Below are 16,150 nucleotides of genomic sequence, written 5' to 3' on the forward strand. Positions count from 1 at the left end.
TCTTGTGAGATCGTGAAATCGTGTCTGTACGTTTTTCCTCCCGGCATATCGTGCTTCTAGGTACCACTCTTCTTGGCTCCTCCCTTGTCATGCCGGTTACAGGACTCTGTGCAGCGCCTACGGCAAAAGCCGAAACCCCTCACAAGAAGACAAAAAACCGTACATCCGTCTCGTCAAACCGGATCAGGGATGTTTCCGGTGGCAATGAGTCTGTCATCGTCACCGGCACACGTGAATTCGGTAAGAAAGCACGCGATTCGATTTCCCCGATCGACGTTGTTTCAAACCGGCAACTCGCAGCCACAGGTCAGCCAACCCTGCGTGACGCCCTGTCCCTCCTGCTGCCGTCTCTGACAGTTCCAACAGCCGGTTTCGACGCAGGCGCCCTGACAGATACGATTGCCCTGCGCGGCCTCAACCCCAACGAGACCCTTGTGCTCGTGGACGGCAAGCGCCGTCACACGACAGCCAATATCTATGCCGATCCAGGTCCGTCACAGGGTGCAACGCCTGTCGATATCGACATGCTGCCAATGTCCATGATCGATCATATCGAAGTCCTGCGTGATGGCGCCTCCGCCCAGTATGGCTCTGATGCCATCGCAGGTGTGGTCAACATCATCACCAAAAAGCAGGACCACGGCCTGAGCATGCGCTCCAACACGGGCATTACCAGTGATGGAGACGGCTTTCAGCAGGGCGTCTATCTTGATGGCGGCTTCAATCTGAACAACCGCGGCTACGTACATATCGGTGGCGATTTCGTTCATCAGGATCATGCATTCCGATCCGGAAAAGACAGCCGGACGAACACCTATGCCAACCAGCTCCTGAGCACGCCAGAGCAAACGCGTGAGAGCGTAGCCGTCACCGCAGGGTATGACCTGACCGAAAACGTACAGGCCTATGCCAGCGCGACCTATGCGCATCGCCACGCAGAATCCTACCAGAACTACCGCCTGCCTACGACCCTCACCGCCTATCCGGGATACGCCGCAAAATATCCTTATGGCTACTCGCCGATCATGGGCCTTGAGGAAAACGATTATGAACTCACCGCTGGCTTCAAGGGCATGCTGGCGGGCTGGCACTGGGATCTTTCAACCGTTTACGGTCGCGATTTTGACCGTTTCGACGCTCTGAGCACGATCAACAGCGCTGTTTACAAAGCGGATGGTCGCACGCCCACGAACTTCTACAACGCTCAGGGATACAACAACTCCCAGTGGACAAGCAGCTTCGACCTGTCCCGGAAGCTCAATTTCTCCTTCTGGCCGCACAGCATCAATATCGCGGGCGGCGCAGCCTACCGGTATGAATCCTATTCCATCGGAACCGGGTCAGCCGACAGCACAGCAGGCTCAGGCTCTGACGGCATTCCTGGCACGACAAAATATAATGCGGGCAACTGGTCGCGTGATGTAGCGTCCGGCTATATCGACATCGCAACGCATCTGATGAAGAACTGGCAGGTCGACCTGGCCGGGCGGATTGAACATTACACGGATGTGGGCAACGCGAAGACCGGCAAGATCTCCACACGGTATGACTTCAGCCCGCGCTTTGCCGTACGCGGAACCTTCAGCAGCGGTTTCCACGCACCGACACTGGCCCAGCAGCATTATTCCGCTTTGGCTGTCTCACCGACGGCCGCCCGTGGCCTGATTGCAGCCAACTCCCCCGGCGCACTGGCCAACGGCGCCTCTCAGATGAAGCCGGAACAGGCCACCAGTGTTGAAGGCGGTATCGTAGTCGAACCAATCCGCAAGCTGCATGTGACAGTGGATGCCTATCAGATCGATCTGCGCGACCGTATTCAGCCAGGCGGAAACATCTATGGCGAGCAGGCCTACAAGGCGCTGCAGGCCAACAACTTTCCTCTGCCAGACGGTTCACAGAACTGGAGCGCTGGTCAGCTCTCCACATACTGGTTTGCCAATGTCGCCAACACGCGTACGCAGGGCCTCGATATCAATGCGACCTATCCGAGCGAATTCGGTCGCTTTGGCCACGTAGACTGGGATGTCGCCATCAACCTGAACCGCACGCGCCTGCGTCATCAGGGCACCAGCACCACCGGTGCAGCCCTGCTGAGTGTGCCGTATGTCGCCTATCTGACAACGGCTTACCCACGCTCCAAGATTATTTTTGGTGGCCGCTGGCACTCCCCGAACAACACATGGGCCGTCTCCATTCACGAGATCCGCTATGGCCAAACCACATCGAACCTGACTTACTACACAGGCCCCAATGCGTTCTCGACCACGAACTATCGTGAGTTCCAGAATGCCCCGAAATGGACGACCAACGCCTCCGTCACATACAACATAAACACGCGCTGGAGTGCGACAATCGGGGGTAACAACATCTTCGCCGCCTATCCTTCCGCTGTGCCGAAAGAAAACCGCTACCTTGGTGCTCCGAAGTATTACATGAGCACCAACCAGCTCGGAATTACCGGGGGCTACTACTATCTCGACATTTCCGCCCGTTTCTAACACCTTCAGACTGGCGGAAACTCTCTTCTCCGTCAGTCTTCTCAAATATTTTCGACGTCCACATCGGACGCATGTGTTGTCAGAGACTGGCACTTTCTTTTATTGAATTACGGCTCTTTCTCCCTGTCGCTGTACACAGACACATCGTTCGGTTACAGCCACAACACCCCATTATTTTAAGAATATCTTGGGAAAAACGGATCAGCGCTTCCAGATCCCGCAGAGAGACGCAATATGCCTCCGGCAGAGCGCAATATCAGGCGTCCCACTCTGCTTACATGCCAGCTCAAAAGCCTGCGTTTCCCGCATAGCTCGCGATAGAGCGTCGCTTGTCCAGCGATCAAGCGCGTGATTAAAAGCAGCCGTCCGTTTGAAAAACACAGGCGGCTTAAGAGACTTCATCGCCTCTGCGCGCCCCTGCCCGCTTTTCACGGCAAGCGCCACCTTTTGCAACCGCACCAGAACTCCCAGAACAGCACGAGCCACAGCGACAGGGTTCGCGCCATCAGCCAGAGCACGCTCAAGAGCCTGATCTGCCTCTTCCCGACTGCCAGACAATGCCGCAAATACGGCATCTTCCAGAGAGCTTCCTCCGGCATCTCCCACGCAATCCTGAACTGCATCCAGATCCAGCCGTCCGTTAGCGCCGGCGTAGAGAACAAGCTTCTCGATTTCGCCCCGGACTCCGCTCCTGTCAGCCCCCAGTCGCCCCATCAACCAAGTCAAGGCATCCCGATCAATCGAAACTGCCGCCTGTGACAAAGCTTCCGTAACAGTCTGGGAAAGCGCACGTCCCTCTTCCGGGTAACAGGCTATGGAGGCAACATCTTTGCGGCTTTCTGCCAAGGCTCGTAATTTGGACCGGGAGGACAGTCCCGGCGCCTCAATGACAATGAGAGTATCCGTTTGCGTCTCCAGAGCCCGCGCCAAAAGAGGCGTTACGGAATCCTGCGCGTCCCTCACCCAGACCACACGTCGCCCACCAATCAGGGAGAGCGCCGTTGCCTCATCTTCCAGACGGTCCTGAGTATCGCGGTCCAGCTGCGCCACACGAAAAGGATCATCGAGCGTCTCTGCTACCAGACGAACAGAGTGTGCAGCACGTTCACGGATCAGGCCAGAATCTTCTCCATGGAGGAGAATGGCGCGCCATGTCCCCGCATCAGCCAAGGCACGCCCGATATTACGGGTCTCAACCTTCATTAGTTGGTGATGGTTCCCTGAGAAATTCGTCCCGTTGCCGATGCCGGGAAGCCATCTGCACCCACTTTCTCTGTTGAAGTGCCGTTATCAGAAGGCATTCTGTCGGTATTGATATAACGCGGCAGATCTTCCTGAGTATTTTTGGAAGGAGTATTGTGGGATCTGAACCAGATTGCCAATTGCTGGGTCAAATTCTGCGCCAGAGTCTGAGCAACGCGCCCTTTGACCGTTTCATCGTTCAGCGTCTGGGCAAAGTACTGCTCAAACGTCGTATCGTATCCATCCAGCGTATTGACATCTCCCTGCGTCAGAAGCTGGGGAGACTGTTCTACCGTGAAGAGTTGCCAATGCGCATTACCCGTTACACGATTTCGACCAGACGTGTTGTCTTGGTGAATATCAATAGCTTCCGTATTGGCTCCGGAATTGACCCGCAGTGTGTAACGCTGCGGGTTTTCAGGTCCTGCACCTGAAAGATTTTTCTGAAGAGCCAAACGCAGTTGCTGACCGTAGCGTCCCTGAATGTTCGCCACATAAACCTGTGAAAGTTCAGTAGAAACATCCGTTGTCGGAGAGAGCTTTCCATAGAGAGGGGTGAAGCCACACCCTCCCACCATCAGAAAGCCTGCCATGGTCAGAACACTGCGACGCTTCACGATCAGCCTGCCACTACAAAATTGACGATCCGGTTTGGAACGTGGATTTCCTTCACGAGACGCTTGCCTTCGAGCGCTCGGGCCACGTTCGGCTCGGCTTTCGCGGCAGCCAGCACCTGATCCTTCGGCGCATCCGGCGGCACCTCGATGGTGCCACGCAGCTTTCCAAGAACCTGAACACCAATTGTGACGCTCTGTACCACCAGCCATTCATCCTGGGCTTCCGGCCACGCCCTGTCCACAACGAGATCACCATTCGGCTCAAGTACGGCCATCATGTCTTCCGCCAGATGCGGCATCATGGGAGCGGTCAGCAGACACAGAGTCGACGCAGCTTCACGACGGGCTGCTGCCAGTCCTTCTCCATCCTTGCCTTGCGCCTCAGCCAGAGCGGACGTCAATTCGTGCAGCCTTGCAACCGCAACGTTAGGCGTGAAAGCCTCCAGCGCCTCTGTGACAGCTGCAATCGTCCGATGTGTTACGCGACGCAGATCATCTCCTGCGACAGCATGGGTGCTGTCGATGGCATCCGCACCCGCAACTGCTGAGACCAAACGATGCAGACGCTGACCAAAACGGGCCGCAGCCGCAACACCGGACGCCGTCCATTCCATATCGCGCTCTGGCGGGCTGTCCGACAGCACGAACCAACGGGCCGTATCCGCACCAAACCGCTCAATGATTTCCACAGGGGAAACCGTGTTGCGCTTGGACTTGGACATTTTCTCTGATCGGCCCACCTGAACCGGCGTGCCGTTATCGCGGCGAACAACCTGCTCTCCACGACGCTCGACCTCTTCCGGATAGAGCCAGCCGCTCGCATCCTTGTAGCTCTCATGCGTCACCATGCCCTGCGTAAACAGGCCATCGAACGGCTCATCAATTCCAAGATGGCCCGTCTCATGCATCGCCCGGGTAAAGAAACGCGCATACAGCAGATGCAGGATCGCGTGCTCAATACCACCAATATACTGGTCAACCGGGAGCCAGCCATTAGCAGCTTCCGGAAGCGTCGGGGTCGCGGCATGAGGGCTCGTAAAGCGTGCGAAATACCATGAACTATCGACGAACGTATCGAACGTATCGGTCTCGCGGGTCGCAGCAGCACCACACTTCGGACAGGCAACATGTTTCCATGTCGGATGATGATCCAGCGGATTACCCGGACGATCAAACGTCACGTCTTCAGGAAGGACGACCGGCAACTGATCATCAGGAACCGGCACTGCGCCACAGCTTGCACAGTGGATGACGGGGATTGGGCAACCCCAGTATCGCTGACGGGAAATACCCCAGTCACGCAGACGCCAGTTTACAACACCGTGCCCGACGCCCATGCCTTCCAGACGCTCAATGACCGTTTTCTTGGCAACAGCGACATCGAGACCATCAAGGAAGCCAGAGTTGTAGAGTTTCGCGTCTCCGGTGACGGCTTTCTTGCCAACCGTGAAGGCCTCGGCATCTTCGCCAGCAGGCAAGAGAACCTGTGGAACAGCCAGACCATACTTGCGAGCGAAATCGAGGTCGCGCTGATCGCCACAAGGGCAACCGAACACCGCGCCTGTTCCGTAATCCATGAGCACGAAATTCGCGATCCAGATCGGAGCGGACTGATCCGGGTTCAGCGGATTGCTGACACGAAGACCAGTATCGAAACCACGCTTTTCGGCCGCTTCGATCACTTCCTCAGATGTTCCGAGACGACGGCACTCTTCGATGAACTCGGCGGCAGCCGGATTGGTTTTCGCAACCTTGGCCGCCAGCGGATGATCCGCTGCGATGCCAACGAAGCTTAGACCAAACAGTGTATCCGGACGCGTCGTGAAGACTTCGATGCCGTCCAGATCCATGTCGAAACCGGCAGGCGGATTATGCAGCGCAAACCGCACCCGTGCACCTTCAGAACGACCAATCCAGCGCTCCTGCATGGTGCGGACACGCTCGGGCCAACGATCAAGCTGCCCCAGACTGTCCAGCAGAGGTTCCGCGAATTTCGTAATCTTCAGAAACCACTGCGAGAGAACCTTCTTCTCAATCAGTGCCCCTGAACGCCAGCCGCGCCCTTCAACGACCTGCTCGTTAGCCAGAACAGTCTGATCCACAGGATCCCAGTTGACGGACGAATCACGACGTTCGACCAGGCCGCCAGCCAGCATATCCAAGAATAGCTTCTGCTGCTTGCCGTAATATTCCGGCAGGCAGGTGGCAATCTCACGATCCCAGTCCAGCGAGAAGCCCAGGCGCTGCAATGTTCCGCGCATGGTGGCGATGTTTTCCATCGTCCACTTGCCAGGGTGTACATTCCGCTCCCGGGCAGCATTTTCCGCTGGAAGCCCGAACGCATCCCATCCCATCGGATGCAGTACAGAGAAGCCGCACGCGCGCTTGTAACGCGCTACAACATCTCCAAGCGTATAGTTCCGCACATGCCCGACATGAAGCTGCCCGGAAGGATACGGAAACATCTCAAGGACGTAGTACTTTGGACGGTCCGCAGGAGGCACGTCAGGAACAGCAAAAACGTTCCGCTGTTTCCACTCGGCCTGCCAGAACGGCTCTCTTGAGTGAAAATCGAAAGCCGGGGTCGTGGAATCGCTCATGTCTAACTCAGTTGCCCCGCTCGCCATTTTCCGCACGCAACTGGCGGGCACGGGTCAGGATACGGGTGGTAATATCGGAAGTCGTTGTCGCGGAGACCGGCGTGTCCTGCCATTCTCCATCCTGACGGACCTGGCGGAAAACGGAAACGCGCAAGGCATCGGAACGCATCCGGCGATCAAGTACATAGGCTGCAATCTTGAAGCGCTCATCCTTGCTGGCAGGCGGCTGATACCAATCCGTCAGAATAACACCACCAACGGCATCGGCTGATGCCAGCGGCATGAAGGACAGAGTGTCAATCGCCCCACGCCAAAGATAGGCGTTCACACCGCCCTTAAGCTGATCAGCGCCACCTTCTGCGCCACGATCGACACCCAGAAGATGATTGCGAGGCGCGGTCAGGCTGCTGGGATCACGTGCGCCGCCGCAGGCAGCGACAGTTCCGAGTGCAAGCATACCGAGAGCCACGCGAACTGCGGAGCGGTGGAAAGAGCGGGAAACAGTCATCTGTGTACGAGACATCATGGGGGTCCTGCGGGCCGGGCCAAGGCCGTCACGGGCATGGATACAGACTGGCGAAACCTGCATCCGGACAACATCAATTCCGTGTTCATATCGCGCCCATCGGGCAAGGCCAAGCGCCCTGCCGATTTATAGAGACCTTATGACAGACCTGCGGTCAGAAAAGCCTGATGGAGTTCAGCCTTTTTCTCATCTCCAAGATAAGGAAAACGGCTCAAAATCTTTGCAATCGTCAGATCCGGAACCAGTCTGGCCAGATGATCCCGAACATGCCGAATTTCTTCCGCACTTTCATCTTCTTCAACAAGAGCAACAAGATAATAGACCAGCGCGCTCGGGTAATTAGGGTACAGACCCGCCATCAGACGACCCATTTCGATAACATCCCGACGTTCGCCACCCAGCATCATAACCATCATGAAAAATGGTCGGATCAGAATATACAAAGGCGAATGATACGGATTGTTTCGAAGCTGCCCGGCAAGTTCTGCCGCTCCCTTCAAATCTTCATCAAACAAACGCAGCAGCAACTGACACAACAAATAGTCCGGAAGGCCGCGCCCACATTCCAGCTCCTCGAGAGCCTTTGCCTCCATCCGGACAATAGACCGCGCCATCGGAAAAGAGGCCCGGTCATGCATCAGCAACGTCGCAAGAAGAAGCGCGCCTCCCGACGCATCGGGTTTGAGAGTGACAAGCTGCCGCGCAAACCGAACACCTTCCGCCAGCAGTTCCGTCCCTTCGTCGCTCCAGTCATTTTCATAACGGATCAGACAGTAAAGGACCCGCATGAGGGCGACATTACCTTCCCGAGGATCCTCTGCAGCAGCCATATCCAAAAGCTGGCTGACATTGGGAAAAACTTCGTTGCTGCCTTTCAGCAAAAGCTTGAAAACACGAGCAACTTTTCCAAGAGCTGAAAGCTCGCCATCCGCCCGATTGGCAACCCTCCGCGCTTCAGCCAGCAGCAGCCCCCACTGCATTGCCGCTGCAGGACCAACCAATCCGGAGGCCACCGACCTTGGATCCCCATCAGGAAGGTCATAATGCGCGCCCCAGACAATCACGCCGCCTGCCCGAACATCCATAACCTTCAGGATCAGACGAAGCGCATGATCCGAAGCTCCAGCACGAACAGCACCCGTGATAACGTAATCCGCACCAAGGCTACGATAAGAGGCCATGGGGTTCACAGGATCAGCCACGAACCCCTCTGGCTTCGCAACAATATCGAACGTTTCAACATGCACGAACAGCAGTTCGAACTGATCCCCAAGACTGATGGCACATTTCAGCGCCGTGTCATTGTCCCCATCCACTACGAAAGGCGTCAAAATCAGCAGAGAAATTTTGCGCGCCTGCCCTGCTGCAGCCCTGGCAAGATGCAAGGGCAACGCCAGCATGGGGTCCGTTCGCTGATAAGATGGCCCTCTTGAGAATTGGTTTTCTTCTCCTGAGAACTGAACAGGGACATCCTCTGCCCCGACAGATTCCGAAACCGTGACCGCCCCATCCAGAGCCGCCCCCTTCAGAACCCCTGCCAGCACCCCATGGGTCAGAGGACTAAGAGTATACCCTTCTTCCTGACCCAGAACCCGCGTAGCCTGCTCTGCAAGAGCCATAGCCCGAGCATGCTCCCCCCTCCGCAGAGCATTCTGAATCTTGGCGCGCCAGGCAGCTTCATTGAGTGGATCAACCTTGAGAAGACGATCTGTCACATCATCAACCTGTTCGGGATCCGTCAATTCCCGCAGACAGCCTTCATAAAGCGTCAGCAGATGATGGGACAACCTTGTCCGTTGTTGTTCCAGCCACTCATCAAGAGCCGGGTCTATGCCACTCAGTTCACCAAGCAGAATTTCCTCAGGAGCCGGAATACTATCAATAGTCCGGACGCTAGCTGTCAGAATACGTTCAGCATCTACAGATGTCAGGGCAGGCTTCAACGTCAAGGAATGACGCTGCACATCCAGAAGCTCCACCCCGACAGGGCTCAGCGCATCAAGAAGGCGGTGTATTTCCTGCCGCAGTGAAGCACGAGCCATATCTTCCGGCCGCCTGCTCCACAACAACTCCGCAAGCCGCGATCGCAGAACGGGCTTTCTGTCCGACAGGGCAAGAATAGCAAGAAGCGCACGCGTTTTCCCACCCACAGGAAGAACACTCTCTCCTGTCAGGGTACGCGCCTCCATCTGACCAATCAGTTTGAGGCGAAGTAATGTGGGATCAGTTTCGCGAGCCTGACGTATGGAACCGGAAAGCATTTTGGTCATACCCATCAATGCCCGTAATCAGAACATGGTTCCGGACGAAAATGAGACCGACCCTGAACAGACATCTGATACGAACTCATGACAAGCACCTTCAATCAAAGCAAACCTGGAGCTGCGCCTCAAAGCGCACGCTGTAGGAACAGGGTTGCGGCGTTGCCATCCTTCCTACCCAAATGCTGACCATACCTAACGGCCACCTCTCCGCCATACGCGCTTCAAACTCACGATGGATTGCGGCCTTTTTTTGGAGGTTCAAAAACTGCACATCATCGGAACAGGATGAACAGGTAGGCCCTCCAGACGATTTCTTTCGTACGATGCTGCCGGAAAGCAACTTACTCTCAGAAAGTCACCTGAAACCAGCTTCTCGATATATAACGCTTCTATAGGTTAAATATCAGAAAGCCTTGCAGGCTGACGGTGACTGGAAGCACAGCAAAAACAAAAGCGCAAGAATCATCCCCCCGTCAAAGCGGCATATTTTTAGCAAAATCACCCTTTGCCATTAGAGGATTTGAAATAATTTTTAGTAAACTTAGATAAATTGGTAATTTAATTTTTATATGTTCCCATCCGGAATAATGTTTGAGAAAATTAGGTTTTTTTATTCCTAACGTATTTTTTCATATTCTAGATCTCTCTTCATTACCTTGCGAAAAATATGACCGTGCGATAACACTCGCAGCGTGTGTCCGCGTAGCTCAGCAGGATAGAGCACAGGATTCCTAAGTTTGAATTGGGCGCTATGGTTGGAAACTCCATAGTGGATTCGCTCAAATTCGGGGAACGCTCTGACCCTCTCGGGTCGTGCCAATCCCGAGCCAAGCTTTCTGTTGCGGCAGAAAGAAGGTGTAGAGACTGTACGGGCGACGCCTAGACCTGAAAAAAGGCCTTGGCGAAGAGACAGTCCAGACCACGAACGCACTCAATCATGAGTGCGGCGGCGAAAGTCGAAGTGGTATGAATCCTGGGGCCGGAGGTTCGAATCCTCTCGCGGACACCACATAACCCTCAGAAATTAATCGTTTTTTCCTGCGGCACAACCTGCGCGGAAATATTGTGTGGGATCCCCAAAAGGGCATGCACACCATAGACGATGAACGCTGCCAGAAGGAGAACGGCCAGCAACCGGCCAAAAACACGGAACGCTCCAACAACAAGGGCAACAAACAGCAGCAGAAGAACGATCGTCTGGATCGTCCCATGAATTCCAACACTGTTCAGCGCATTCCGCGCAATCACTTCGACAAAGCTGATCGCAGCCACAATCAGCCCCATCAGCATCAGAATAAAGCCGACCAATGTATCGAGAATGGACTGCATGATTTGACCGTAAAAGAAATGGGACAGATTTGCTCCAAAAAGACACTTCCAGGCCATCAGGTCAATCATTACCTGGCCCGGCAGGGATGGACGGATGGTAACGATGTCATTACGAAAGAACCCTGACACAGCTGGAACTTCCGTATTTTTATGAGCATCACATGACCAGTTCTCCCAACCTTCTGCTCACGATCGTCGAAGCAATCCTTCCGATCCTGGTCACGCTCGGCTTCGGTTACTTCGCAGCTTATCGTAAAGACTTCGATGCCCAGCAAGCAGGTGTCCTGACGCGACTGGTTATGCTCTATGCCCTACCACTTGAGCTTCTGGTGTCCATTCTCAGCACACCAAAAGCTCAAGTCCTTTCCGCCGGACCAGTTGCCGCCCTCATCCTGCTTGCGATGATCGGCGGGTATTTTATTGTCTTTTCAATTTTCCGTTTTGCATTCAAACATCGCATGAGCGAAGCAGCCATGATCGCCATGACCGTGACAGGGCCTTCCGTACCCTTCATTGGCATTCCGGTCCTTGGGCAGATTTTCGGCGCAGCCAGCGGCGTTCCCATTTCCATCGCTGCGCTGGCAATGAACCTGATCCAGCTTCCCATCACACTCATCATGATGGGTCATGATCATGAAGGTCGCCAGCCCCGATCTCCCTCGGCGGAACGACGCGACGAATTGAAAGAACTGGTCGGGCACCTTCTGCACTCCTGCCGTGAACCCGTCGTCTGGGTTCCACTGATGGCCTTGCTCCTTGTCAGTGCAGGCGCTTTCATTCCGCACTTCCTGAAAGGCTCTCTCCAGTTGCTGGGACGGACCACAGGCGGTGCAGCACTTTTCGCATCCGGCGTTGTGCTGTTTACCAGACAGGTCCGCTTCAGCCCACTGGTCGGCACGATTGTCGTCGTTCGAAACATTGTGATCCCGGGCACAATCTACATTCTCGCCCGTCTGTGGCACCTTCCTCTCCAAGCGCTTCAGGAAAGTGTGTTGACGATGGCAATCCCGAGCGCTTCCATCAACGTTATCCTGGCGATGCGCTACCATGTGCTCGAAAGAGAAATCGCATCGGTCCTGTTTTTCGGAACACTCAGTTCCATCGCAACAATGGCATTTTTTATATGGCTCACCGGCGCTTGAAGAGTTTCCTGTTTGTCTGCACAGGCAACATCTGTCGCTCCCCACTTGCAGAACTTGCCATGCGCCGTGAAGCTATGATCCGAGGCCTGACACTCGATATTGATTCCGCCGCAACAGGTCACTGGCATCTCGGTTACCCTCCCGACCCCCGAGCCTGCCGCGTTGCACGTCAGCATGGACTGGATGCGTCAAATCTTCGGGCGCGACTGGTGACACGCGAAGACTTCGAGCGCTTTGATCATATTCTTGCACTGGATCATTCTCATCTGTCTTACCTGCGCGATCTCCAACCCGATGGCAGCAAGGCCAGCGTTTCCCTGATGCTGGATCACCTTCCCGGCCGTCACGGAGATGCTGTCGCCGATCCGTATTACGGTTCGGATGAAGGCTTTGATGTCACCTGGCAGGAAGTTGAAGCCGCCTGCCATCACCTTGCGGAAAAAGAACTTGGCCCGGTTGAGGCTTAACATCCCAGATTGGAGAACCGCTTTGTCTTCCCGTCCCGACATTCTGGCAATCGATCAGTTCCCTCCAGCCATTACAGAACGACTGCAAAGCCTGTTTACAGTCCATCCGTATAAGGGGATCGAGCCTCTTGCTTCCTACGCAGACAAGATCCGCGGCGTCGCGACGGGAGGCGGTTCAGGTCTTCCACGCCCTATCATGGATGCACTGCCTGCTCTTGAGGTTATTTCAGTCAACGGCGTGGGCACAGACCAGATTGATCTGGAAGAAGCCCGTCAGCGCAAAATCGGTGTTGCGACAACGCTTGGAACGCTGACAGACGACGTGGCGGACATGGCCATCGCCCTCATGCTTGCCGTCATGCGGGAAACGGTTCTGAATGATCGCTTCGTTCGCGGGGGACAATGGTCAAAACAACCACTCCCCCTTTCCAGAAGTATTACCAGAAAGCGCATGGGTATCGCAGGTTTTGGCCAGATCGGTCAGGCCATTGCACACCGTGCCGCCGCGTTCGGCATGGAAGTAGCATACTTCAATTCCCGCCCCCGGACAGAAAGCACACTTCGCTTCGAGCCTGACCTGAAGGCTCTGGCAGAATGGTCCGACGTTCTTGTTCTGGCTGTTTCCGGCGGCCCACGCTCAGCGAACATGGTCGACGCTGATGTTCTGGACGCACTCGGGCCAAACGGTGTTCTCGTCAACATTGCACGCGGTTCAGTCGTTGATGAAGCTGCCCTACTCGCGGCCCTGAAGCAAAAACGCATCTTCGGAGCAGGCCTCGATGTTTTCCAAAACGAGCCCAATATCAATTCAGAGTTTTTCACTTTGGATAATGCCGTGCTCCAAGCACATCAGGCCTCAGCAACCGTAGAAACAAGAACACTGATGGGCAATCTAATGGTGGATAACCTCAAAGCCCATTTTGAAGGCAAGCCTCTCCTAACCCCAATCCTCTGACCTCAGGGTAAAAACTGTTCGGCGATAATCCGTTCAGACAGACCATGATCCGGGTCAAAGAGAACCGTAGCATGCTGCTTTCGGTCCTCTTTGACCACAACCTCCACAACATCCCGAATTTCCTTGAAATCCGCGACTGCTGCTGTCGGACGCTTGTCCGTATCCAACAATGTCAGTCGAACGACCGCCGTTGACGGCAAAAGTGCCCCTCTCCATCGCCTTGGACGAAACGCTGAGATTGGGGTTAACGGGAGAATGTTTGCACTCAAAGGGACAATCGGGCCATGCGCGGACAAGTTATAAGCCGTTGAACCTGCTGGTGTAGCAACGATCACCCCATCACAGATCAGTTCCTCAAGCCTTATCCGGCCATCAATCTCAATCCGTATTCTGGACGTCTGCCGCGTCTGACGAAAGAGAAACACATCGTTAAAAGCTTTCCCTTCAACAACTTCGCCACTGACGGTTGTAGCAGTCATGTGAAGTGGATGAAGCAAAGAAGGCTGAGCGTTAAGCAAACGCTCCGGTAGATTATCCTCATCCGGAGTGTTCATTAGAAAGCCGATGGTCCCATAATTCATACCATAAACGGCCAGGTCGAGACCCAATACCCGATGGAGGGTCTCCAGCATAAATCCGTCCCCCCCAAGACTGACTGCAACATCTGCCTTTTCCAGAGGAACATTGCCATAACGGGCTGAGAAAGTTGCGAGCGCATCTTGCGCAGCATCAGTAGCAGCAGCGGTAAAAGCGATTTTCATGATGCTCAGATCAACCGCCTGTTCGCCTGAACCTGCATTCTCTGCCGAACCTGCTGGACCTCATCCAGATCCAGTTCAGCCACTCCCCAACCTTCCTCACTTCCCAATTGAAGAACAACGTCTCCCCACGGACTAACGATCATGGAATGACCATAAGTCTGGCGTCGATTACCCTGCCCATCGACATGCCATCCCGTCGTCCCGCACGCGACAACCCATGCCTGTGTTTCAATGGCACGAGCACGAACAAGAATGTCCCAGTGCGCTTCACCCGTCTGCTGTGTGAAGGCTGCAGGCAGAATAATCATCTCCACATCAGCGGCCCGGAGTGCAAGAAAGAGTTCAGAAAACCTCAGATCATAGCAAATCGCCAAACCCGTCGGAACACCATCAATATCGACAACTTCAACCGTTTCGCCGGGAACGTAATTGTCACTCTCGCGATAACCCTCCCCATTAGGCGTAACAACGTCAAAAAGATGGATCTTCCTGTAACGCCCACATTCTTCACCATCAGGGTTAAAGACAAGTGAGGTATTGGCCAGCTTGTCGCTAGAGGCCGGTGTAGCCAGTTCTCCAATCGACCCACCATGAACCCAGATTTTGTGCTCGCGAGCCATTGCCCTCAACGCTTCATAGAGCACACCTCCCTTATCGCTCGGCCTGGGCAAACCTTCTGCACTCGCCCGTTTGGTCTCAGTTGATCCTCCCAGACAACTCCATATTTCAGGAAGAACGACGAGATCAGGCTTCTCAGCGTGTACAGCTTCTGAGACCAGCCGTTGGGCTTGAAGAATATTGGCACTTCGATCAGCCGAAGGGGCCATCTGAATCAGGGCAACGCGCATGGTTTGATACATTTCCTGGGAACAGTAGTTCCCGAACCATAAGCGATCCCTTAAAGAGACGTAAGCCGCGATTTACGCAACAGCCGGTAGGCTGCCGTGAACCACCTGACGCACCAGACGCCCAACATCTACAGCAGCCGGAGACGCCGGAAAATTTTCCAGAAGGCTTGATTGCATCCGGATTGCTGCAGACACCCTGCTATCCTTACGCACCGTTCCTGCGAGTTGTGGCTCCCATTTCAGAAAAAAACGACAAGCTTGTAGGAGTTTTTCATATGTCTGAACCCCACTCCGATGACTCGATGCCTGATTGATGACGAGTTGACAGTGCATATCGTCACCACCCACACGTCGCCGATCCCGCAGATAGAGCTTCATGATGGCATAAACGTCTGCCAAAGCCGTAGGCTCATCTGTAGTGACGGCAAGAAGCTGGTCAGCAATAGCCGCCAGATGCCGGGTAATCGGATCAATTCCGGCACAAAGATCCACTAAAATAAAATCATATTGCCTGGCCAACCTGAGAGATAGCAGCAGCTTATCAAGAGCATCACGGTTCATACCGGAAACAGCCGAAACACCAGACCGTCCTGCAAGCACATCAAACGAATAAGCAGCATCTCCAGTGCCACCACAAAAATGCTGAACACCGTCTTTGATCGTTACATCTCCGGATAAAACATCCACCACATCATGCGTTGGAACAAGCCCAAGCTGAATATCCACGTTGGCCAAACCAAAGTCGCCATCAAGAATAAGAACTTTGTATCCGGAAGAGGCCAAAGCCTGTGCCAATGAAATAGAAAGCCACGTTTTCCCGACGCCTCCTTTCCCGGATGCCACAGCGATAATTCTCGTACGACATAAAGCAGAAGAGACTTCCATTACGGCGTCAGGCACC

13 protein-coding genes are annotated in these 16,150 nt (G+C 54.6%); 4 read left to right on the top strand and 9 right to left on the bottom strand.

Annotated elements, in window-relative coordinates:
* Window positions 1–20: 20 nt before the first annotated feature.
* Entirely contained in the window at window positions 21–2,498 is a 2,478-nt protein-coding gene (locus GJA01_RS04385; RefSeq protein ID WP_253783265.1) for a TonB-dependent receptor plug domain-containing protein, read from the top strand.
* Window positions 2,499–2,699: 201 nt separating this feature from the next.
* On the opposite strand, the gene holA is transcribed toward GJA01_RS04385, so the two are convergent.
* From holA to GJA01_RS04415, 6 genes are all read right to left on the bottom strand, one after another.
* Window positions 2,700–3,701, bottom strand: coding sequence for a DNA polymerase III subunit delta (gene holA / locus GJA01_RS04390; protein WP_062503730.1), 1,002 nt, complete (start codon window positions 3,699–3,701; stop codon window positions 2,700–2,702).
* On the bottom strand, window positions 3,701–4,357 hold the full coding sequence (locus tag GJA01_RS04395; RefSeq protein WP_062503733.1) for an LPS assembly lipoprotein LptE: 657 nt from the start codon (window positions 4,355–4,357) through the stop codon (window positions 3,701–3,703). Before GJA01_RS04395 ends, holA begins: the two co-directional genes overlap by 1 nt.
* A 2-nt stretch (window positions 4,358–4,359) precedes the next feature.
* Complete coding sequence (leuS, locus tag GJA01_RS04400; protein ID WP_062503734.1) at window positions 4,360–6,957, bottom strand: leucine--tRNA ligase; 2,598 nt, start codon at window positions 6,955–6,957, stop codon at window positions 4,360–4,362.
* Window positions 6,958–6,964: 7 nt separating this feature from the next.
* Window positions 6,965–7,546, bottom strand: a complete 582-nt coding sequence (locus GJA01_RS04405) for a DUF3576 domain-containing protein (RefSeq protein WP_010502210.1) — start codon at window positions 7,544–7,546, stop codon at window positions 6,965–6,967.
* A 74-nt stretch (window positions 7,547–7,620) separates the two neighbouring features.
* Entirely contained in the window at window positions 7,621–9,759 is a 2,139-nt protein-coding gene (locus GJA01_RS04410) for a hypothetical protein (protein WP_062503737.1), read from the bottom strand.
* Between the two features lie 1,005 nt (window positions 9,760–10,764).
* On the bottom strand, window positions 10,765–11,205 hold the full coding sequence (locus GJA01_RS04415) for a hypothetical protein (RefSeq protein WP_228118935.1): 441 nt from the start codon (window positions 11,203–11,205) through the stop codon (window positions 10,765–10,767).
* Window positions 11,206–11,237: 32 nt separating this feature from the next.
* Here GJA01_RS04415 and GJA01_RS04420 point away from each other — a divergent pair, with 32 nt between their 5' ends.
* The 3 genes from GJA01_RS04420 to GJA01_RS04430 are packed head-to-tail and all read left to right on the top strand — an operon-like array spanning window position 11,238 to window position 13,640.
* Window positions 11,238–12,218 carry an AEC family transporter gene (locus tag GJA01_RS04420; protein WP_062503739.1) on the top strand — a complete coding sequence of 327 codons (981 nt, stop codon included), beginning with the start codon at window positions 11,238–11,240 and terminating at the stop codon, window positions 12,216–12,218.
* Window positions 12,200–12,685 (top strand): low molecular weight protein-tyrosine-phosphatase, encoded by a 486-nt coding sequence (locus GJA01_RS04425; RefSeq protein WP_061932278.1) that lies wholly within the window; start codon window positions 12,200–12,202, stop codon window positions 12,683–12,685. Before GJA01_RS04420 ends, GJA01_RS04425 begins: the two co-directional genes overlap by 19 nt.
* Window positions 12,686–12,707: 22 nt before the next feature.
* Window positions 12,708–13,640 (top strand): 2-hydroxyacid dehydrogenase, encoded by a 933-nt coding sequence (locus tag GJA01_RS04430; protein WP_062503741.1) that lies wholly within the window; start codon window positions 12,708–12,710, stop codon window positions 13,638–13,640.
* 2 nt (window positions 13,641–13,642) lie between these two features.
* Here the strand turns inward: GJA01_RS04430 and GJA01_RS04435 are convergent, their stop codons facing one another.
* From GJA01_RS04435 to GJA01_RS04445, 3 genes are all read right to left on the bottom strand, one after another.
* Window positions 13,643–14,401, bottom strand: a complete 759-nt coding sequence (locus GJA01_RS04435; protein ID WP_010502223.1) for an NAD kinase — start codon at window positions 14,399–14,401, stop codon at window positions 13,643–13,645.
* 5 nt (window positions 14,402–14,406) lie between these two features.
* A complete protein-coding gene (locus tag GJA01_RS04440) occupies window positions 14,407–15,249 on the bottom strand; it encodes a carbon-nitrogen hydrolase family protein (protein WP_062503743.1) in 843 nt (280 codons plus the stop codon).
* A gap of 72 nt (window positions 15,250–15,321) precedes the next feature.
* The gene (locus GJA01_RS04445; RefSeq protein WP_255312262.1) at window positions 15,322–16,149 is read right to left on the bottom strand and encodes an AAA family ATPase; all 828 of its coding nucleotides are present in this window, start codon (window positions 16,147–16,149) and stop codon (window positions 15,322–15,324) included.
* Window position 16,150 lies beyond the last annotated feature (1 nt).

Origin of the sequence: Gluconobacter japonicus (genome assembly GCF_002723975.1) — a bacterium.
Lineage (GTDB): Bacteria > Pseudomonadota > Alphaproteobacteria > Acetobacterales > Acetobacteraceae > Gluconobacter > Gluconobacter japonicus.

What these genes read in the sequence shown, in the direction of transcription:
- holA (WP_062503730.1), bottom strand. Translation starts at nt 3,701, where the DNA reads ATGAAGGTTGAGACCCGTAATATCGGGCGTGCCTTGGCTGATGCGGGG.
- leuS (WP_062503734.1), bottom strand. Translation starts at nt 6,957, where the DNA reads ATGAGCGATTCCACGACCCCGGCTTTCGATTTTCACTCAAGAGAGCCG.
- GJA01_RS04405 (WP_010502210.1), bottom strand. Translation starts at nt 7,546, where the DNA reads ATGCAGGTTTCGCCAGTCTGTATCCATGCCCGTGACGGCCTTGGCCCG.
- GJA01_RS04410 (WP_062503737.1), bottom strand. Translation starts at nt 9,759, where the DNA reads ATGGGTATGACCAAAATGCTTTCCGGTTCCATACGTCAGGCTCGCGAA.
- GJA01_RS04420 (WP_062503739.1), top strand. Translation starts at nt 11,238, where the DNA reads ATGACCAGTTCTCCCAACCTTCTGCTCACGATCGTCGAAGCAATCCTT.
- GJA01_RS04425 (WP_061932278.1), top strand. Translation starts at nt 12,200, where the DNA reads ATGGCTCACCGGCGCTTGAAGAGTTTCCTGTTTGTCTGCACAGGCAAC.
- GJA01_RS04435 (WP_010502223.1), bottom strand. Translation starts at nt 14,401, where the DNA reads ATGAAAATCGCTTTTACCGCTGCTGCTACTGATGCTGCGCAAGATGCG.
- GJA01_RS04440 (WP_062503743.1), bottom strand. Translation starts at nt 15,249, where the DNA reads ATGCGCGTTGCCCTGATTCAGATGGCCCCTTCGGCTGATCGAAGTGCC.